The organism is Paraburkholderia acidicola (assembly GCF_002362315.1).
GTDB classification, from domain to species: Bacteria; Pseudomonadota; Gammaproteobacteria; order Burkholderiales; family Burkholderiaceae; genus Paraburkholderia; species Paraburkholderia acidicola.
This window is the reverse complement of sequence record NZ_MTZV01000003.1, coordinates 490790-511696: the sequence shown is the minus strand read 5'-3', so window position 1 is coordinate 511696 and position 20907 is coordinate 490790. Positions and strand designations below refer to the sequence as shown.

The window sequence follows — 20907 nt, the reverse complement described above, 5'->3', positions numbered from 1 at the left end:
TATGCGTCTGTTCGACAGGCATGAACCCGGGGGAACGCCATGCAGATGTCCGATGTATCCAGCATTGTGGGGCTGCAGAACAGCCGCCTGTTTTCGCTCAACACGCCGCTATCGGGGCGCTCCCAGCTTCTTGTTAACGATTTCAGCTGCAGCGACGAACTCTCCCAGCTTTACCGGATGGAACTCGGCCTGGTGTCGCAAGACCCGAGCATCCAGCTGAAACAGTTGATCGCACAACAGGTTTCCGTCGAACTGCAGGTAACGGACGGATCGACGCGCTACTTCAACGGTTATGTCACACGCTTCATTCATCTCGGCACCGACGGCGGACTGGCGACCTATTCCGCCAGCGTGCGCCCGTGGCTATGGATGCTAGGAAGACGTTTCGACACGCGGATTTTCCAGGACAAGAACGCCGAGGACATCCTGACCGATGTCTTTTCGCAATACTCGAAACTGGCTTCGTATGAGTTCCGGCTGCGCAAGGAACTGAAGCCGTATAGCTATTGCACACAGTACCGCGAATCGGATCTGAATTTCGTACGCCGCCTGCTCGAACAGGAAGGGTTGTATTTCTTCTTCGAACATACGAAGGACGGCCACAAGCTGATCGTCACCGACGACTCACAGAGCGCGAAGGTGATCGACGGCATGTCGTCGCTGCGCTACGCGACGCGCGAAATGCTCGATGACGAGAACGTCGTGACGAGCTGGCGCGCGGACCGGCAACTCGAGTCGGGCCGCGTCAGCATGAAAACGTTCGACTACAAGGCGCCCGGTGCGCGCCGCTACGTATCGGCCGATACGACGACTAACCAGGGCGACGTCGAACGCTACGAGATCTACGATTACGTCGGGCTGCACGGCTTCGATTCGACGGATCGTGGCGAAGAGCTGACGAAGTTCCGGCTGGAAGCGCTCGAAGCGTCGGAGAAAGTGTTTATCGGCGAGAGCAATTGCCGCACGCTCGTGCCGGGACGTTATTTCGAACTGACCGGCCACTACGATCATGACTCGTCGGATCAGGACGACAACCAGTTTCTGATTCTGTCGGTGAGCCATCACGGCACGAACAACTACCAGGCGCACGGCGGTACTGCGACGTATTCGAACAGCTTCGTGTGCATTCGCAAGAAGATTCCGTTCAGGCCGACGTTAGCGGCCCCGCGGCCGATGATTGCGGGGCCGCAGACGGCGATCGTGGTCGGGCCGAAGGGCGAAGAGATCTATACGGATGCGATGGGGCGCGTGAAGTTGCAGTTCCACTGGGACCGGCTTGGGCAGCGCGATCATCGCAGTTCGTGCTGGATTCGGGTGGGGCAGCCGTGGGCGAGTGGCGGCTTCGGTGCGATCCAGATTCCGCGGGTGGGGGATGAGGTGATCGTGTCGTTTCTGGATGGCAATCCGGATCGGCCGATCGTGATTTCGAGCGTATTCAATTCGCAGAATATGCCGCCCTGGAAGCTGCCGGATAACGCGACGCAGAGTGGGATGTTGTCGCGGTCGATGAAGGGGAGTTCGGGGAATGCGAATGCGATCCGGTTTGAGGATAAGCAGGGGGAGGAGGAGTTGTGGTTGCAGGCTGAGAAGAATATGCGGACAGAGGTGGAGCACGACGAGATGCACATCGTCAGTAACGACCATCGTTGGGCTGTCGGCAATGACCACACGCTCAATGTTACCCACGATCACGTGTCCAATACTGGCAATGACCAGACGGTCTGCGTTGGTAACGGGTTCTCGATCACAGTCGGTGGATTGCCGGCCGGCGACGCGCCGCCGCCCCCCATTCCCGCAGGAAACTACCTGTTGAACGTTACGGAGCAGGTGGTGATCCAGTGTGGCAAGTCGAGTATCACGATGACCAAGGACGGCATTATCAGGCTCGAGGGTGTGCAGATCGTCGAACACGCATCGGATTACTTCCTGATGCAAGGCAAGAAGATCGATCTGAATCCGTAGAGCATTGGTACGCCGGCGCGCCGTTCCTTTATTCCCGACAAAGAGTCATGAAATATCTCACTCAAGAATGCAGTTTCGACATTCCTTCGCTGAATGACGATCGTACGGTCAATGTGCTGACGCTGGCTCATCCGGAAACACACGGTACCTTCCAGATCGTGGTGAGTCGAGATCAGCTCATAGGAGGAGAGGACCTGAGCCGATGTATGCAGCGGCAGATCGGGTTGATGACCCGTCACGTCACTGCTTTCAAAGAGATCGCTCGCCGACCGGTTGAAATCGGTACGCCCGGTTCGCCGGCGCTCGAGCTGGAAAGCACGTTTCGTCAATCGGGCTCGGCGTTTTATCAGATCCAGGCGATGACGGTGATCGATGCGCCCAAGCTACTGGTCATTACGCTATCGAGCCAGACGCCGTTGACGGATGTGCATCGTGCAGCCTGGCAGCACCTGCTCGAAAGCTATAGCGCGCATGTTTGACCGGCGCGTATCCGTGAGGTTGATGAACATGTGTCTCATGCAAATGTTGTCTGGCTTTCTCCATCGATGAACTCGGACTGATCTCACCATGTCACTCCTCGCTGCCGCCCGGGTCCAGGACACCTTCACTCACACCTCGCTGCTGGGGCAGTTGCTGAAAGTCGTGGCGACTGTGGGTGCGGGCTTGCTGGTCGGTCTGGCCATCGGTGCGGCGGCGGCCTTCATTGTCGGAACGGGTGGCCTCGGGGCCGTGATCCTTACCGCGGTGGTGGGCGCGGTGATTTCCCACGTTGTCAACGACATCACGAAGGCGGCTACTGGGTCCGATTCTCTAGAGGGGTATTTATCGGAGAAAGCGGGGGAGCTGATTGATAGCCTGATTCCTGGTAACGTGAAGGGGAGCATTGCTACAGGTTCGACTAACGTTTTCGTGAACAGTCTCGGTGCGGCACGTGCCGCAGGTGTACAAGCGCCGCCGCTGCCGCCAGGCGTCGAACCTCAGTCCATAGCCGATATGTTCACGCCGGTCGATCAGGATATGGTGGCGTGCCAGAACCATCCGACTCCGAAGGGCGAGTATCTGGCCGAGGGATCGGCCAGCGTCTTTATCAACGGCAGGCCAGCGTCGCGGATCAAGGACTCGACCACCTGCGAAGGCAAGATCAACACGGGGTCGACCAACGTCAGCATTGGCGGCGAGCGGCTGCGTGTGCGTGAGGTGACGAGCGAGATGCCGCCGTGGCTCGCGACGATTGCGAAGTATGCGGGGCTGGCGATTGCGATCTGTCAGGCAATGCGTGGCAACGAGGCGCCGCTCGCCAAGCTCGCCTGTTTCGCCGTGAATTTCGCGATCAACATGGCCGCTGACAAACTCGTCGGTGCCGCGATGTCGGGCCGCGCGGGGAATCCGGTCCATATGCCCACGGGCGCGAAGATTCTCGATGGCAACGAGGATCTGGATTTCGTGCTGACTGCGCCGTTACCGATCGTGTGGCAGCGCATTTACAGCAGTCTCGATCCGCGCACGGAACGCCCGCTTGGTCGCGGGTGGAACTTGCCATATGCGGTCGAGCTTCAACTGGGGGTGGGAAAAGAACATCCACATCTGTGGATCGACGCGCAAGGACGACGTACGCCGGTTCCGGATCTGCAACCGGGGCAAAAGTATTTCAGCCGCAGCGAAGGGCTGACGTTCGCGTGCTCCGACGGCGGCCACTGGATGATCGAGCTGTCCGACGGCACGTGTTTCGATTTCGGCCTGGCGCAGCCGGACCGACCTTCGCAGATCCTGCGCCCTGTGGTGTTCGAGGATCGCAACGCGAATCGGCTCTACTTTTACTACGACAAAGAAGAACGTCTGAGCGAACTGGTGACGATGGCAGGTCATCGCGTACAGATCGAGTATGACGGACTGCATCAGCGGCGGATGTCGCGTGTGATGTTGCACGCAGGCGGCACGACAAAGTGCCTTGTGACCTATACCTATTCCGAACTTGGGCAGCTTGCGAGCGTATCCGATGGTGAGGGCCAGGAGCGGCGACGCTTCGATTACGACGCGGCGGGTCGCATGGCAATGCATCGACTGCCCGGCGGAAAGACAGCGCATTACGTATGGAGAGAGTTCGATCGCAAGGAACTGGCGCAAGAGTGCGGCCTGACCGACCGGGAGGCTCGTGTTGTCGAACACTGGACGGACGATGGCGAGCGTTACCGGTTCACATACGACTTCGCGCAGCAGACGACACGGGTGACCGACCATCTTGACCGTATGCAACTGTGCGAGTGGAATACCGACTACCTGGTGACAGCGCATACCGATACGCTCGGACACACCTGGCGCTTCGACTGGAGTGCGAATCGCGAACTGGCCGGTTTCACGGAACCGAACGGTGCGACGACGCGCCTGCGTTATGACGACGAACGCGGACTGCCTACCGAAGTGACGAACGCGCTTGACCAGACGACGCGCTTCACGTGGCACCCACTATGGATGGACCTGGAGCAGAAGACGCTCGCGGATGGACGGCAATGGCAGTTCGAGTTCGACATGCGCGGCAACGTTGTCGCCGAGATCGACCCGCTTGGGCAACGTACTGAGTTCCGGCTGAATCGTCATGGTCGTCCCGCGGCGATCGTGGATGCGCGTGGCGGAATCGCGCAGTTCGGGTGGGATCGATATCAGCGGATGATCGCGCGCACGGATTGCTCGGGCATCACGACGCACGCCGAATACGACGCAGAAGGACGAGTAACGGCGCTGACCGATGCATTGGGCAACACGACGCGTTATCGCCATGACGACCGGGACCGGGTCGTTCATGTGCGCTATGCCGATGGCAGTGAGCAGGGTCGTAGCTGGTCGGTTGCGGATGCGCTGACGTCGTTCACCGATGGCAACGGCCATACCACCGCGTTCGTATTCGATGCAGTAGGGCGAGTGGCGTCGAGAACCGATGCGAACGGTCATCAGATCAAGCTCGAATACGACGCGGCCGGCAATCTGCGCACCCTGTATAACGAGGTGCGTGACAGTTACCGTTTTTCGTACGATGCGGCCGACCGCCTCATCGAACAGATTGCACCGGACGGGGTGCGTGTCGAATATCAGCGCGACGCAAGGGGTGCGCCGATACGGGTCAAACAGGCGGCGGGTACGCCCGAGCAGATAACGCTCGATCTCGAGCGCGACATACTGGGCCGCCTGATCGGCAAGCGTACGCCCGAGACTGCGACTACATACGACTACGACGAGACGGGGCGCATAGTGCGGCTTGCGCGCAAGCATCTCGATGGCCGCCCGATCGATTCGGTGACGTTCGCGTACGACGAACTGGACCGGGTTGTCGCCGAGACCGTGGAGGCGGTGGGTGACGACGGGCAATCCACGCTCACCGAACTGGTTCACGAATACGACGCGCTGGGCAATCGGCTTGGCACGACGTTGCCGAACGGTCGCACGGTGAACTGGCTGTACTACGGCGGCGGCCATTTGCACCACATCAGCTCGAATGACGAGACGGTGTGCGACTTCGAACGGGACAGATTGCATCGTGAGGTGAGCCGGACGCAGGGCAAGCAGACGCTCATGACGGCCTACGACAGTCTGTCGCGCAAGGTAGGGCAATGGATCGGCGATGCTCAGCATGCGCCTGGTTCCTGGGCGGCGTTTGGATTCCGCCAGGACGTGTTGCGCAAGGCGTTCGCGTACGATCGCAGCGGCGAGCTGACGAGCCGCATCGATCCACTGGGTGGCGAACAAACCTACCGCTACGATCCGGCTGGACAGTTACTCGAGAGCAGCCTTGCGGCCGGCAGCACAAACGTAGGAGCGCAAGGGGTGCTTGCCGAGCAGTTCGCATACGATGCCGCGTCGAACCTGCGTCCAGTCGGGTTGCCTGCACGCGTCGAAGGTAACCGTCTGTTGATGCGCGGGGACCGGCGATATCGTTACGATGCACATGGTCGGCTGGTTGAGAAGTTGACGGGTGGACATACGGTGCAGCGTTTGAAGTACAACGCGGAACACCAGCTGATCGAGGTCGGTACGACGCGTCACGGCGTGGAACAGACGGTGCGTTTTAGTTATGACCTGCTTGGGCGACGGACCGTGAAGCGCGATACGTTCGGGTTGACGCATTTCATCTGGGACGGCCTGCGACTTGCACAGGAACGCCGCGGGCATCAGGCGGTGACTTACCTGTATGAAGGCGAAAGCTATGTGCCGCTGGCGCGGATCGATGCGGTCAACGACGACAGTCAGTGGCTATGGCGGCTTTACCACGAAGGGGAAAAGGACCGGCTGGAGGCCGAGGCGAAGCCTGAGGCCAGAATCTACTACTTCCATACGAATGCAAGCGGTGCGCCGGAAGAGTTGACCAGCGGCGACGGTCGGGTGGTGTGGAGAACGCGCTACCGGGCGTGGGGAAACACGGTGCTGCAGGAATATGCGCCGGAGTTCCAGGCGAATCCGGTGGGAGACGTGATGCAACCGCTTCCGCAGACGTTGCGGTTGCAGGGGCAGTATGAGGATCTGGAGACGGGGTTTTGCTACAGCACGTTTAGATACTACGATCCGGATGCCGGGCGGTTTATTACGCCGGATCCGATTGGGTTGGCGGGAGGGTTGAATCAGTATCGGTATGCGCCTAACGCGCTCAGCTGGATCGACCCCTGGGGCTTGTGTCTAAAGCTGGCCAAAAAAATACAGGAAAGGGCTGAGGCTGGCAAAATCCGGAAAATTGCTCCTGGAAAAGTATCTCCTAAGGGCTATCATGGCCGCCTTTCCGATGAAAGAATTCTCGAGATAGTTAAAAGCCCTGATGGTGTGTATGCCTCTTCGGGAGGCAATGAGAACATTATTTTTGCAAAAGATGGTGATATTGCTGTTTTTGCCGGAGATAACACGGGAGCTGTCAAAGGTCAGGCTATTACGGCTTATGGACCATCGGGTCCGAGAGGGGATAGTGGTGCTGCAGTGTACGGAGGATTGCCTTCCGATCCTGGCGTGCCAATTACCGACTCTATGATAACTGGTGGAAAAATTCCAACGCCTGGCGGAGGCTATCTGCCACCGGCAAGTCCAATAGCGGGAATGTAAGGATAAGAGATGATTGATGTAAAATGGGATCTCGGTGGATTTAGTGTTTTTTATTCCGGTAAATTCCCGACCTTCGAGGAAGTCGAGAAAAATATCGCATCGCTCAGTGGGATATCGAATTTCTCAGGGCTTGAAGGAGATTGGTTCCTTGTTGAGAAAAAAGACAAGGTGCTTGGCTTTATGCTTCTGAATATTCCTTCTTCCATTGAACAACTGAAAAGCTCTTTGGTGGATTTGTCTGGGTTGCACGAGATATCGATAGACGATTTCATCGGTCTTGAGGAGTTTGCTTTTTATGGAGCTCCATCTGCATATTTTTGTGAATCAACGAATCAGATTTTTATTCTGGATCGAAATGACATAAAATATAAAGTGATGATCGGGGCGGATTTTCATCTTCTGCTGAATTCTCAAAAAAAGCGTTGCGGTTTTGTTATGGATAACGCTATAAAAAACATCGTTTCAGAAAATGAATATTCTGATGACATTGTTTTTCATGATTTATTAATGCAAATGCTGGGTTTCTGTGATTCTGAAAAATATAAGCTGATGGATGATGAGGATCAGGCATGTCTTCAGCAATTAATTGCGCTTGAAAAGCAATGTGTTGATATGGGCAATAAGGATGGGAGAATTTTTCATATTCTTGAATTTGTGAGGAACGCAAAGTACAGTTTTTACGATATCGAAGAATAATGTGCAATCTTGAGATGTACTGTTCTACTTGAGAAGTTCGAATTTCGATAAAGCCGGACCGACGGAAATCCTCCCACCGCGCGTTTAACCCCAACACGCACCCCGGAAGGACCCGTCATGACCCTGACCCCCACGGCAATCGCGCTGAACCGGTTCGGACTCGGCGCTCGCCCGGAAGACACCGCGCCGAGCGATCCACGCACGTGGCTCGCCGCCCAGTTCGACGCATACCAGCCGCTACCGCCTGCATGGGCGACCCAACCGACGAGCGTCGCACTAGCCACCGACGCCGCCCAACAACGCCAGCAACTCACTACACAACAACAGTCACCAGCGGACGCCACCAGCGCTGCAAGTGCCACCCAGGCCGCACGCCGCTCACTAGCCCAGATGCTGCGCGTCGAAGCCCGCAACACCTACCGGGACGCCGTAACCGCACGCATCTCAAGCGCGCTCACCACGCCGACACCCTTCATCGAACGCCTCGTACATTTCTGGTCAAACCACTTCGCCGTATCGGTAGATAAAGGCCAGGTCGCCGAGTTCGCCGGCGCATTCGAAGTCGAAGCAATCCGCCCACACGTGCTCGGCCGCTTCGAAGACATGCTGTCAGCCGTCGAGCGCCATCCAGCGATGCAACTCTTCCTCGATCAGACACGCTCAATCGGCCCCGACAGCACCGCCGCGATGCGCGCAGAACAACGCGACCCCGAACGCAAACGCGGCCTGAACGAAAACCTCGCACGCGAGATCATGGAACTGCACACACTAGGCGTACGCAGCGGCTACACCCAGGCCGACGTCACCGAGTTTGCGCGCGCACTCACTGGCTGGAGCATCGCCACCGTGCGAGGCCCGCGCCCGGATGCCGCGCCGCCTGGCAGCTTCATATTCCGCGCAGCGTTGCACGAGCCCGGATCGCGTGTAGTGCTAGGCCGACGCTACGACGAACCCGGTGAGGACCAGGCCCAGGCCATCCTCAAAGACCTTGTGGGTTCGCGTGCATGTGCGATGCACATCGCTGGCAAGCTCGCCTGTCACTTCGTCGCGGACACGCCATCGCCTCACGTGGTGACGCATCTTGCGAACGCATTCGAGCGCAGCGGCGGCGATCTGCCGACGGTGTACCGCGCGCTGCTCGACACACCGGAAGCGTGGTCACCCGCCCCGGTGAAGTTCAAAACGCCGTGGGAATGGGCCGTATCGTCGCTACGCGGATTAGGCTGGCGAGACACCGGCAATCTGCAGGCCGCGCCTCTTCTCGCGCAACTCGGCGAACCGGTATGGCGTCCCGGATCGCCCGCCGGCTACGACGACATCGCCGCGAGCTGGGCCGCGCCCGACGCGCTGGTGCGCCGTGTCGAACTCGCACAGCGACTCGCTGCGCGCACCGGCGACACACTCGATCCCAACACGCTCGGCGACACGCTGCTCCCGGGCTCGATCAGCGAGGCCACCCGGAGCGCGGTGGCGCGCGCGGAGAGTACGTCCACCGCGCTCGCCTTGCTTCTGGTGTCGCCTGATTTTCAGCGTAGATGAGTAAGGAGATCGATCATGATGTCTCGCCGTAATTTCATCCGTTGTGCTGCCGCGGGCGCGGGCGTGATCTTCGTGTCGCCGCGCATCGCGTTCGCGAGCGCGCGTACCGAACGTCGCTTTGTCTTCGTGATCCAGCGCGGCGCGGCCGATGGCCTCAATATCGTCGTGCCGTATGCGGAGCCCGCCTACGCGACGCTGCGCGGCGCGCTTGCCATCGATCCAGCGACAGCGATCAAACTCAACGGTACGTTCGCGCTGCATCCGTCGCTGGCGGAAACCGCGAAGATGTATACCGCGCAGCAGGCGCTCTTCGTCCACGCGGTCGCTTCGCCATATCGCGACCGGTCGCACTTCGACGGTCAGAACGTGCTCGAAACCGGCGGCAACGCACCGTATAGCGTCAAGGACGGCTGGTTGAACCGGCTCGCACAACTGCTGCCGCCCGCACGCGATACTGCCATCGCGTTTGCGCCGACTGTACCGATGGCATTGAGAGGTCCCGCCGATGTCGCGTCTTACGCGCCATCCGCATTGCCCGCCGCGCCCGACGATCTGCTGACGCGCGTCGCGCAACTGTACGAGCAGGACGCGCAACTGCGTCCGCTGTGGGAATCGGCGATGACCGCACGCGGCCTCGCGAGCGATGCGGGTGCGCGTCAGGATCCTGCCAGCGTCGGCAGGCTCGCAGCGGGTTTTCTGTCGCGCGAAGACGGCCCACGCATCGCGATGATCGAAACCGGCGGCTGGGACACACACAGCGCGCAGACGCCGCGCCTTGCCGCGCAGCTCAAGGCGCTCGATACGATGCTCGCCGCGCTGCGCGACGGGCTCGGCCCACACTGGGACGACACGACCGTGCTGGTCGCCACCGAGTTTGGGCGTACCGCTGCTGCGAACGGCACCGGTGGCACCGATCACGGCACGGGATCGGTGGCGATGTTGCTCGGTGGGGGTGTGTCCGGCGGGCGGGTGCTTGCCGACTGGCCCGGACTGCGGCCCGCCGATCTCTATCAGTCGCGCGACCTGAAGCCAACCACATCGCTCGATGCGTTGATCGCAGGCGCCGCAAGCGAGAGCATGCGGCTCGATCCTCAACGCACCGCAATCGCGTTGTTTGGCACGACGAATGCGCCGCGCGCAACCTCGGGTCTTGTGCGCGTTTGAATGACTCAACTGGAGATTGAAGTAAAATAGCGCCTCTACGTGACTGGCGAAAAAAGATGGATCACCATCGGGAAGCGTAGACGCTGCAACGCCGTTCGCCTGGGCATCTTGATCGTTCTCACAGGGACTTCCGACGATGCTTGCACCCACTTCTATTCTGTTCAGCCCGCCCGTGCCGGATCAGGCTCACCGGCGCTCACTTCCACTTCGCTTAGTCCGGCATTCGAGTGTTCCTCGTTTGGGGATATGCGCGTCCGCAGTCGTGCAAGGAGAAAACCGATGAGTTTGCTACTCGACGGCAAGGCGGTAGCCGCCTCGTATGAAAAAGAGTTGTCTGTGCGCGTGACTGCGCTCAAGGCAAAAAACGGCGGCCTGACCCCCATCCTCGCTACCATCCTGGTCGGCGACGATCCGTCCTCGGCGACCTACGTCGCGATGAAGGGCAACGCATGCCGGCGCGTCGGTATGGATTCGAGTGCGATCAGGTTGCCTGCCAGCGCAACGACCGACGATGTACTGGCCGAAATCGACCGGCTCAATGCGGACCCGACCGTGCACGGCATCCTGCTTCAGCATCCGGTACCTTCGCATGTGGACGAACGTGCGTGCTTCGACAGGATATCGATTGCCAAAGATGTAGATGGCGTCACCAGTCACGGTTTTGGTTTGATGGCGCTCGGTGAATCGGCATTCGGATCCGCAACGCCCGCTGGAATCATGCGTTTGCTCGAGCACTACGAGATCGACGTTGCGGGCAAGCGTGCTGTAGTCGTGGGACGTAGTCCCATTCTTGGCAAACCGATGGCGTTCATGTTGTCGAATGCGAACGCGACAGTGACGCTATGTCATTCGAAAACCGTGAATCTCGAGGCGGAAATCCGGCGTGCGCAAATCGTCGTTGGTGCGGTAGGCAAGCCGAAGTTCATTCGTGGCGAGTGGATCAGCGATGGCGCGATTGTGATCGACGCTGGCTACCATCCTGGCGGCGTCGGCGATATCGATCTCGAAGGTTTGATGGACCGATGCGCTGCTGTGACGCCGGTTCCGGGTGGGGTGGGGCCGATGACTATTTCGACGCTGATTGCGCAAACGGTCAGTGCCGCGGAGCGCGCGTATCAATGACGATCACGGTTCGACGCGCCATCCCCGAGGACTGGCCAGCATTGAGGCAACTATTTTTGCAGGGGCGCCGTGAAACCTTCGAATGGCAGGCGCCCGAAAAATTCGCGCTTGAGGATTTCGACGCACAGACGCAGGGCGAATTGCTGTTGATCGCCGAAGACGAATTGGCTCATCCAGTCGGCTTCATTTCAGTTTGGGAAGAAGATAGTTTCATTCACCATCTGTACGTGGCGCGTAGCCATCATCGCAGGGGAGTCGGCACGGCGCTTCTACGGGCGCTGCCGCGCCGGCCGACATTGCGTTATCGATTGAAGTGTCTGGTGCTCAACACATCCGCACTCGCGTTTTACCGCGCATGTCGTTTCGTTGAGATTGGCTCGGGAACGTCGGGGGACGGAGACTATGTGCTCTTGAAGTCGCATAACGAGCGTACCGGCTGACGCTGCGCGAGGCGTTTTGCGCGCCTGTCTGGGTATAACGGTGTCACATGCTTCGTGTGTAGTTCTGCCATCGTAGCGGCTCTACATGTTGACTGTCGATCTATCCGACCGGAGATGTGTGCTCCAGAAAGAGAGGTGTCGTATGTCTTCGCGTTTCATGGTGCGCTGTGGTTTCACGGCCGGTTTGATAGTTGCACTGCTTACGCTGAGTGGGTCTGTGTCGCCGGCATCTGCGGCAACGGCCACGGACAAGGTCGTTTGTACTGGATGCATCAACATCCGTGTCGGGGTTCCGCAGATAGTACGCGGCCCGGGAGCAAACATGGCCGATAACCGCTTCACGGAAATCGCACTGCCTGACAGACAGTTTCGCGGTTTCGACGCGCACAACGATACCCGTGCGATCGATGGCAATGATCCGGCCGATATGGGTGGTCCCGAACGCACCGTCATGGAACCGGGCAAACCTTCAAGCTACGATTCGTGCGGGCGGTGGCTGAATCATGCGGAAGTCGATGGAGCAACGACGCTCGGCTTCGTTCACGCTGAAACTGCCTGTGACTATGCAGTCGGCCAGACCCACAAATCGATGGCAGCAGCCGTCTCGAACGACTACGGCCTGACATGGCACGACCTCGGACAGATTATCACCGGCACCGACGCTCCCACTGCACGCAAAAACACCGGTGAAGGCGATTGCACGGTCGCGAACGGCCAGGATGGATACCGTTACGCCTACTGCTTTCGCGCGAAAGATGGCGGCCTGATCGTTGCGCGCTCACCGGTCTCTACGCCTGGTCCGGGGCACTGGACGAAGTTCTTCCAGGGGACATGGAACCAACCCGGGCTGGCTGGCGATGCGACACGGCTGGCAGGTGGCTCGGGTGTCAGCGTGGCGTGGTGGAAGACCGGGCACGAATTCGTGTTGACGGGATGGGTAAAGGGCGGGTTGGGTCTCTTCCTCACGATCGACCACACGACGCTCGCACCATTGCGCGAACCGCTGTTAGCCGTCGACCCCGGACAGTGGACACGCCCCGCCCCGTCGGAGCTGATCTTTTATCCGGTACTGCTCGACGCGGCCAATGGGGGCAATCAGTTGTCGAACAGGTGGATGCTGGTCTATGCCTATATTCCGCCGAACGCTGATGGGAGCCAGAAGTACCTTGTGTTTCGCGACGTGACCGTGTCGCCTGTCAGCGATGCGACGGGGCCGCAGGTCGGCGTGCAACTCGCGCGCTGGTATGCACCGACACTACATGATCGCTGGTCGACGACAGCGGCCGTTCCAGCTAAAGACAATGTCTACACACTCGAAACCACGTCCGGTTACCTGATGACGGCCGCACCGGGCGGGGCGGCGTCTGTGGAACTCGAAGATTGCGTCAGTCAACGTCCCGGTCATCCGGATCATCTGCTCGCCGAGAAAAGTTTCTGCGAGGCGCATGCTTATCAGCGGCTTCGTACAGCGGGCTGGGTCTACTCTCAGTCCGCACCCAATACGATTCCGCTTTATCGTTGCTACGACGCGCGTATGCAGTCGCACTTTGCGTCTAATGCCCCCGATTGCGAAAAGCTCGGTGCCGCTGAGCGTCTGCTTGGTTATGCGTTGAAGCAGTGAGTGCACGGAAACTCAGTTGCTCGGCGTTTCTCGTCGTAGCTGACGAGCATGAGATGGAAAATGCATAGGTTGCCTCAACACAGCAGATAACTCGCGCGACGTCTGCAGTTTTCACAAGAAAACGTTCAACCGATCTACGGTGCATCACTGTAACGGGCGAGGCGATATAAATTGCAGAAGTGGTCCTAAGGGTCGCACTGCATTCAGTCTACATATTTCGCCATGCGTACTATTGCATGCGTCTGACGGTTCGTATTCGTGCATCAATTTTCGCGTCAGAGGCATTGCGGAAATACGTGTCAACCATTCTCAGTGAAGCGAACGTCGCAGGCCCGAATGCTCCTGGAAGCCCACCACGTATCTGAGAAAAATCAGGCTTCACGCGACGCTAGCTAAAGTCCCATCACACTCTGAGAGGATGTCAAATGAATCCGAGTAAACGGCTGTTATCCATCGAGCATCGTCATCTATGGTTGTTCGCCTTTGCATGGTTGCTCTTGCTGTTCTTTACATCGTCGCACGCTGCCGGACCTTTGGTACCCGCTCGTCAGCTCACCACCGTAGGCTCGCTAAGCGAGGCGTCGCGCCCGGCTAACGTACCGCTCGAGTACGTCGTGACGCCCAACGGTTATTTCTCGCCCGATTGCGTCCAGACCATTCATGCAGGAGAGAGCTTGCGCGCCGACGCGAGCATCCGTCAGAGCAACGGGACCATTCGCTCAGCGGCGAAATGCGGCCGTGCGCACTTCGATCGGCAAGGGCACAGCATTGCCCCGACGGGAGCCAGTTCGCTGACATCGGCGGCTGCCTCAGGTCCGAAGCAGCCGACGTACACGGGCTGGATCGAGAGCGTCAACTATCAGAACGGCAGTAATGTCGGTCGTTTGCAGGTCAGCTGGACAGTGCCGTCGGCTCCGAACAATATCGCGGGGCAGACGGTGTTTTTCTTTCCGGGGCTGGAGCAGTCCCCGAACGTAGCGTCAATTCTGCAACCGGTGCTTGGCTTTAACGGCTTTGGCGATAACGCCTGGACCATCGCGAGCTGGAACTGCTGCACGGCCGGCACAACCACTCATACTGATCCGGCCTCGGTTGCTCCCGGCGACCAGATCCTGGGCGACATGTATTCGCTGTGCGGAGTGGGTGTCTACGATTGCGGGTCCTGGTCCATCGTCACTCAGGACACCACCAACGGGCAGAGCGTGACCTTGAATACGGCGCCGCAGGGTGAACTGCAATGGGTATTCGGCGGGACACTGGAGGTGTATGGGGTGAGCACCTGCGATCAGCTACCGCCGCAGGCAATGACACAGTTCTCAGGCGTCACGGTTTGGGACACCAATGGCAATGTGCTGTCTCCGTCGTGGCAGGGCGGTTACGCGAGCTCGTCCATTTCGCCACAGTGCAATTACAACCTTGCTGTAGATCCCAACGATGTGTACCTGTACTACTGATGACTTAGGCGTGGTTTGCTGATGTTGCTGAGCTGTCTCGGGGTGCCGTCGTGATCGGTGTTCCGGGACGGCGCGTTGAACGACAGGCGGCGCGCTCGGTTCAAGGCTTGCGCGCAATACCGTTTGCGATTAAACGCCGCGGCATCGCTGTGAATCAGGCCGCAAAAGTACCCGAAAAAGTACCGCGAAAAACGCGAAATTCTGCGACTTTTTCTGGAGTGTCTGCGGAGCTGGCGACTCGCCGTTGAGCCTTGTACAACCTGGCTTGACGGGATTTATTGGAAGTGCCGGAAGGGTAATCGTGGCGGAGAGACGGTCATACAACACCGGTTCCACAGGATTCCGTGAAATTCTATCAAACCCTTTGCTGATAAGGATTTCAAGGCATTCCACTTCCACGGCGTTCCTCGCAATTCCCCCTGAATCTACATACATTTTGATAGTCAATTTGTGAGTCAATAAGTTAGGATGACGGTATGGCACACTCAATCAACAAACTCAGCACGACACAAATCAACAAACTCGCGAGGGCGGGTCTCCATGGTGATGGAGGGGGCCTGTATCTGCAGATCACAAAGGGAGGTGTCAAATCGTGGCTTTTTCGTTATATGAAAAATGGCCAGGCGCGCGGTATGGGGCTTGGCCCGCTGCACACCGTCAGCCTAGCCGAGGCCCGTGTCAGTGCCTTGGCGGCGCGCAAACAGCTTCTTGACGGCATTGACCCCTTGGACGCCAAGGAGCAACGTCGGGCATCGACAAATGCTGCGGCTGCAAAGATCAAGACATTCGACGAATGTGCTGAAGCGTACATCGAGGCACATCGAAGCGGATGGAAGAATGCGAAACATGGCGACCAATGGGTGAGCACACTCGACACCTATGCATCGCCGCACTTCGGCTCGCTTGCAGTGTCCGCCATTGACACAGCACTCATCATGAAAGCGCTGGAGCCGATCTGGAGAGAGAAAACTGAAACTGCGTCGCGGGTGCGCGGCCGTATTGAATCAGTACTCGATTGGGCAACCGTGCGCGGCCACCGAACTGGAGAAAACCCGGCGCGCTGGAAAGGTCACCTCGACCATTTGTTGCCGAAACGGTCGAAAGTGCAAAAAGTTGAACACCACGCAGCGTTACCCTACGCGGACGCCCCTGGTTTCATGAGCGATTTACGGAAACAGGATGGTATTTCTGCGAAAGCGCTGGAATTGCTTATCCTCACCGCGACCCGCACGAATGAGGTACTGGGAGCGCGATGGGGCGAGTTTGATCTTAACGAAAAGATCTGGACAATCCCGGATGACCGCATGAAGGCCGGAAAAGAGCATCGCGTGCCGCTGTCGAAGGCTGCGCTCTGCATATTGAAGATGATGAAGAACCACCGCCAGAACGACTACGTGTTCGCTGGACAACGAGAAAACAGACCGCTATCAAACATGGCTCTACTTCAGCTGCTGAAACGCATGGAACGAGGTGATTTGACAGCTCACGGTTTCCGCTCCACCTTTCGCGACTGGGTCGGAGAGACAACCCACTACCCAAGAGAAGTCGCCGAAGCAGCGTTAGCACATCTGTTAAAAAATAAGGCCGAAGCAGCCTATGCGCGAGGTGATCTCTTCAGCAAGCGTGCGGCGATGATGCAAGATTGGGCTGACTATCTCGGGCACGGAAAGCGAATGGTCGGGTAATCGTCCCGGACGAAGGGAGCAACGGCCAGAACCTTCGCCGCTATACCCGCCAAAATGATTGTTGCCGCCCATCTGGTCAGGTGGATTGAACGCACCCAGTCTACTGCGCACTTTGCGAGACCCCCGGTTTGACCTGCTAGAGGTATGGCCGGGATTCGTTAAAAATCCGCCACATCTCGACCTATGCTGCTGATTTAAAGGCGAAATCGATGGTCGGATTGAGCGGCAAGATGGGGCGAAGGAGATCCAGCAGGTAATCTCCAAGCCGGTTAATGTGTTCGCGCCGAAGAAGTGGGCTCACTTGTTCGGACAGTTTTCTGAGACTTTTAAGTGGAACGTCCGAGGCAATCATGCTGCCGATTTGATCGCAGGCAGCGTCGCGAAGTATGCCTCATCCGGCGTGCGATCCGCCAGGCTCGAATGAGGCCGTTTCCTGTTGTATAACTCGATGTATTCGCCGATGGAGCGTCGGGCATGGCTGACCGACTCGTACGCTTTCAGGTACGGGAGCAAACTATGAGCACCAAAGCAACCCTAGCGCATCATGATTCGGATCAAGCTGGAGAGCCGTCTTGGCACTTCTACGAAGAAGTGTTCGAAGCGGGCGTTGTCTATCTGGAACTGCGCGGTGTCAGCGTGGAATTACAGACCCGGGAACAAGGTGGTGCTGACGTGGTTGTGTGCCTGCCAATTGAAACAGCGAAACAGCTCGGTTTGCACATCAACGTCTTGCCCGAGCGGTGGGAGTCGGCGTGCGACAGCGATAAGACAGCACTACCTGATCGGATGCACGGCTCGATCCATCGTTATAATGACGCAACCGACCCTGATTAACCAGACCATGATCGGACGCCAACAACGGATCAGGGACGATTGGCATACATCCGGTTGACGTGCTCGCACTGTGCCAAGCCCAAATTAAGTACAGCGGCCGGCCGTTCTATGCCGGTTGGCCCGACTTTCTCCCACCGTTCCACGACGAATGTCGGGTACGCTACGCGGTTCGCCTGCCCAGCTCCGTGACTACTTTCCGCGCGTCGAGAAGATGCCGGCTGCAAAGCGGCTGGCCAAAGGTTTTCGGCTATTCCTAGGGCCGTGTGAGAACGTGGGCGATGGCTACTTTGGACGTCTCCTCAAAAAGATATCTACGCACCGGCGCAGGCAGTCTCGAGGCGTGTGTGGCACGAATGTCGCCGATCGACCGAGGCTGTGTGAAAACGTTTTGATCACCTAGACTGAATCAACGTTTTCGGGACGGGTGATTCATGAAGCGATTCGTTGAAGGTGATGACCGCAAGCAGGTAACACTCCTGCCCGAATGTCTGGACGATTTCGTTGCCGAGGACAACCCGGTCAGGATCGTCGAGGCCTTTGTCGAAGAGCTTGAGCTGGAAGCACTCGGCTTCTTCGGTGTTACGCCATCAACAACGGGCCGCCTGTCCCGCCACCACCTGGGCCTTGAACGCCATGCTATAGCGCCGGCGGCTAGGCGGCATTTCTTCTTCAATAGTGTTCACTTATCCACCTATTTTTAAGTGGATACGATGCTCCCAAGACCTTCAACGCAACTCGAGACGGGATGGCTAGTTGCTTACGCATGGCGGGACGGGTATGACCGCTGAACCGCAGCGCATCACGGACATGGCGCATGATGGCCACGGGCACCTCGTCCACAACGGGAAAATAGCCCAGGCGTTGAAAGCCCTTCGGCAAGAGCAGGAAGCTCAGTCGCCGTGTCGGTTCACGTACCTGGCGCGTGGCAAGTGTTAATTCGCTATCGGTGGGTGTGTAGACCTCGGCAAGTTCACGAGCCGAGGGGTTACGCTTCAGCAGGGGGTAAGCGGTCCGTTCGATCGATGCCATAGCGAGAACAGTGGTCTAGCAAGTCGATGACTGCGCCGTCACCAAATGGGGGGGGCTCCACCGATAGTGCCGCACGACTCCCCTGTCTGTGGAGACGTCTGTGACTCGCGCGCCCTTGGGTCATTGTGTGCCTATCATGCGAGCTATCCAACACCTTGATGTAGCCCAACCAAAATTCCAGCAGCAATAATCGCGAGGACGAACGATGAAATCGCAACATAGGCATAATCACGTTCGCATAGGAAAATAGCAACCATCAACGTCACGCGAGCAATCGGTAACAGAATGAGCAGCGCCACGCCAACTTTCAAGATGCCGTAGCTGCTGAAACCGGGACTAAGTGAACTCTCAATTTGCGGAAAAGCGCCCACGATCATCCCTGCCGCGATGATGGCGCAGGCAAGCCACGTTCCGTACCAGAGCAACGCAGCAATGATTTGTTCGCGGCGTTCGTCATTGTCTCTTGCAGGCTTCATGCTGTACCTCCGGATATATGGACGCCAAAGGCGCTTGTGAGCATTTGGACAGCGAGCAGCGCCAGGACAATGACAAAGAAGATGCGCAGCTTGTCAGCGGGAAGTCCCATCAGCAGCCGCGCACCAAGCAGCGCACCGACAACGGAGCCAAGCGCGATAGGGGCGGCAATGCCGATATCAACGCCGCCGCGCGCGAAGTAGGCTCCGGCGCTCGCGGCAGCCGTCACCCCAATCATGAAATTCGACGTCGCGGATGAAACCTTGATGGGCAACCGCAACGCGGTATCCATAGCAGGGATTTTGAGCACACCCGAACCAATGCCAAGTAGTGCCGATATCAAACCGGCGCCATACATGAGGGATAGGCCAAGCGGCACGCGACCCACTTGGTAAGGGGTCTCCCCTCCTAACGCCGGCTCAGGAAAGCTCGAATGCAGGCGTAACACTGTCGCCCAGCCATTTATGTTGGGTGCACTCGTGTCGATCGCCTCGCGGCGGCGCGAAAGCATTTGCCTTGCTGAGACGGCCAAAATGACGGCAAATAGGCCATAGAGAAAGGAGGTCGAGGCAATATCGATGAGGAGTGCGCCGGTTATCGCCCCAAGTGTGGTGGCCGTTTCCAGAACAATAGCGAGCCGGATGTTGGTCAAGCGTCCTTTCAATAGTGGCGCGGCGCTAGCGCACGAACAGGCAATGACCGATACAAGGCTCGCACCTATCGCCACATGAATATCCACGCCAAAAAGTAGCGTGAGCATCGGCACAATAAAGATACCGCTTGCCATGCCAAGCACGCCGCCAAGCGCACTCGCGCCAAAGGCGGCCACGAATAGCCAAAGAATCGTTGAGATTTCCAATCTATCGGTTCCCTGTTAGATCCGAGTGGGCGGACGCCGGGCTAGCCGTGTTGAAAACCTGATCAGATCGCCCCGATAGTGGAGCTTTTCGTAATCAATGGGTCGATGCCCTTCGGTATAGGAGGTGCGCTCAATGAGGAATACGGGGCTTCCGACTTCGATTCCTAGAGCTTGTGCGACGTGCTCGTCTGCTGTGGCGGCTTCGAGCTGGTACTCGGCTTCGACCAAGGGCAGCTCGTATTTGTTTTCGAGTAAATCAAAGATAGGCTCTGCCTCCAGATCGTCGCTAGCGACCTTTTCGCCAATATCGAGTGGCAAGTAGGTTTCGTCGAACGACATCGCGACGCCATCAGCGAGTCGCACCCGTTCAATGCGGTAGACCTGCGTGCCGAACGCGATGCCCAGGTGCTGCGCAACCTCCTTAGTCGCGAGCACAGAGCGTTTGTCCAATAGTCGGGCCGTGGGATGGCGGCCTAGTGCAACCATGTCTTCCACGAATCCAGTCAGCGCGCTCAATTCCTGCGTGACCTTTGGTTCTGAAACGAAGGTTCCCTTGCCACGCCGGATTTCTACCAAGCCGCGAGCCGCGAGATTTTCAATAGCTTTGCGCAGTGTGATTCGGCTTACCCCGAACCGCTCCATCAGGGGGCCTTCTGGTGGAAGTTGACTGCCTGATGGAAGGCCGCGAGTCCCGATCTCTGCCGCCAATGCCATTTCAACTTTCGCGTACAGAGGGGCTTTTTCGAATTTGGTGTTCATCGACAAATTATAACATCATGACGTCATGATGTGTCGATCACTTGGAAGCCTCCTCGGGCCGCAATGTGGTGCCTGAATCAGTACTAGTTACTACCAGCAGCGTGTTCAGCCTCAACCAGAATCGGTGTTCAACCTGACCGGAATTCGCAGTAAATCTCGAATAAAGATCTATCCCAAATAATAAAGATCTATC

At 58.0% G+C, this 20907-nt stretch carries 16 protein-coding genes, 2 pseudogenes and 1 riboswitch; of the genes and pseudogenes, 13 read left to right on the top strand and 5 right to left on the bottom strand.

Translation table 11 applies throughout. From position 1 onward, the window contains the following. The first annotated feature begins 39 nt into the window (after positions 1-39). From BWP39_RS10015 to BWP39_RS09965, 11 genes are all read left to right on the top strand, one after another. Positions 40-1962, top strand: a complete 1923-nt coding sequence (locus tag BWP39_RS10015) for a type VI secretion system Vgr family protein (RefSeq protein ID WP_096719584.1) — start codon at positions 40-42, stop codon at positions 1960-1962. Positions 1963-2009: 47 nt separating this feature from the next. Beyond that, entirely contained in the window at positions 2010-2441 is a 432-nt protein-coding gene (locus BWP39_RS10010) for a DcrB-related protein (RefSeq protein ID WP_096719582.1), read from the top strand. Positions 2442-2529: 88 nt separating this feature from the next. Then, positions 2530-7038 (top strand): RHS repeat-associated core domain-containing protein, encoded by a 4509-nt coding sequence (locus BWP39_RS10005; RefSeq protein WP_096719580.1) that lies wholly within the window; start codon positions 2530-2532, stop codon positions 7036-7038. Positions 7039-7047: 9 nt separating this feature from the next. Continuing rightward, positions 7048-7734 carry a hypothetical protein gene (locus BWP39_RS10000; protein ID WP_096719578.1) on the top strand — a complete coding sequence of 229 codons (687 nt, stop codon included), beginning with the start codon at positions 7048-7050 and terminating at the stop codon, positions 7732-7734. Positions 7735-7851: 117 nt separating this feature from the next. After that, positions 7852-9273, top strand: coding sequence for a DUF1800 domain-containing protein (locus BWP39_RS09995; protein ID WP_096719576.1), 1422 nt, complete (start codon positions 7852-7854; stop codon positions 9271-9273). Positions 9274-9288: 15 nt separating this feature from the next. After that, a complete protein-coding gene (locus tag BWP39_RS09990) occupies positions 9289-10437 on the top strand; it encodes a DUF1501 domain-containing protein (protein WP_096719574.1) in 1149 nt (382 codons plus the stop codon). Positions 10438-10466: 29 nt separating this feature from the next. Continuing rightward, a riboswitch (ZMP/ZTP riboswitch) is annotated at positions 10467-10549 on the top strand. A 167-nt stretch (positions 10550-10716) separates the two neighbouring features. After that, on the top strand, positions 10717-11559 hold the full coding sequence (locus BWP39_RS09985; protein ID WP_096719572.1) for a tetrahydrofolate dehydrogenase/cyclohydrolase catalytic domain-containing protein: 843 nt from the start codon (positions 10717-10719) through the stop codon (positions 11557-11559). Continuing rightward, the gene (locus BWP39_RS09980) at positions 11556-11999 is read left to right on the top strand and encodes a GNAT family N-acetyltransferase (RefSeq protein WP_096719570.1); all 444 of its coding nucleotides are present in this window, start codon (positions 11556-11558) and stop codon (positions 11997-11999) included. The genes BWP39_RS09985 and BWP39_RS09980 overlap by 4 nt, the downstream gene beginning before the upstream one ends. A gap of 322 nt (positions 12000-12321) precedes the next feature. Continuing rightward, positions 12322-13620, top strand: a complete 1299-nt coding sequence (locus tag BWP39_RS09975; protein WP_096719568.1) for a hypothetical protein — start codon at positions 12322-12324, stop codon at positions 13618-13620. 425 nt (positions 13621-14045) lie between these two features. Further along, positions 14046-15074, top strand: a complete 1029-nt coding sequence (locus BWP39_RS09970; RefSeq protein WP_096719566.1) for a hypothetical protein — start codon at positions 14046-14048, stop codon at positions 15072-15074. Between the two features lie 476 nt (positions 15075-15550). Then, the gene (locus BWP39_RS09965; RefSeq protein WP_096719564.1) at positions 15551-16759 is read left to right on the top strand and encodes a tyrosine-type recombinase/integrase; all 1209 of its coding nucleotides are present in this window, start codon (positions 15551-15553) and stop codon (positions 16757-16759) included. A gap of 348 nt (positions 16760-17107) precedes the next feature. Here the strand turns inward: BWP39_RS09965 and BWP39_RS09960 are convergent. After that, a pseudogene (locus BWP39_RS09960) lies at positions 17108-17263 on the bottom strand (integrase core domain-containing protein); the annotation flags it as partial. Positions 17264-17275: 12 nt separating this feature from the next. Here BWP39_RS09960 and BWP39_RS09955 point away from each other — a divergent pair. Together BWP39_RS09955 and BWP39_RS32075 are read left to right on the top strand one after the other, a co-directional pair. Then, entirely contained in the window at positions 17276-17593 is a 318-nt protein-coding gene (locus tag BWP39_RS09955) for a hypothetical protein (RefSeq protein WP_096719560.1), read from the top strand. A 431-nt stretch (positions 17594-18024) separates the two neighbouring features. Further along, positions 18025-18207, top strand: a pseudogene (locus BWP39_RS32075) (IS5/IS1182 family transposase); the annotation flags it as partial. Between the two features lie 55 nt (positions 18208-18262). Here BWP39_RS32075 and BWP39_RS09945 read toward each other — a convergent pair. The 4 genes from BWP39_RS09945 to BWP39_RS09930 form a co-directional block, all read right to left on the bottom strand. Further along, positions 18263-18622 carry a DUF4158 domain-containing protein gene (locus tag BWP39_RS09945; protein ID WP_207556709.1) on the bottom strand — a complete coding sequence of 120 codons (360 nt, stop codon included), beginning with the start codon at positions 18620-18622 and terminating at the stop codon, positions 18263-18265. A 143-nt stretch (positions 18623-18765) separates the two neighbouring features. Then, positions 18766-19098: a DUF1634 domain-containing protein gene (locus BWP39_RS09940; protein ID WP_096719558.1), complete on the bottom strand. Its 333-nt coding sequence runs from the start codon at positions 19096-19098 to the stop codon at positions 18766-18768. Beyond that, entirely contained in the window at positions 19095-19955 is an 861-nt protein-coding gene (locus BWP39_RS09935; RefSeq protein WP_096719556.1) for a sulfite exporter TauE/SafE family protein, read from the bottom strand. The genes BWP39_RS09940 and BWP39_RS09935 overlap by 4 nt, the downstream gene beginning before the upstream one ends. 15 nt (positions 19956-19970) lie before the next feature. Further along, entirely contained in the window at positions 19971-20714 is a 744-nt protein-coding gene (locus tag BWP39_RS09930; protein WP_096719554.1) for a GntR family transcriptional regulator, read from the bottom strand. Between the last annotated feature and the right edge of the window lie 193 nt (positions 20715-20907).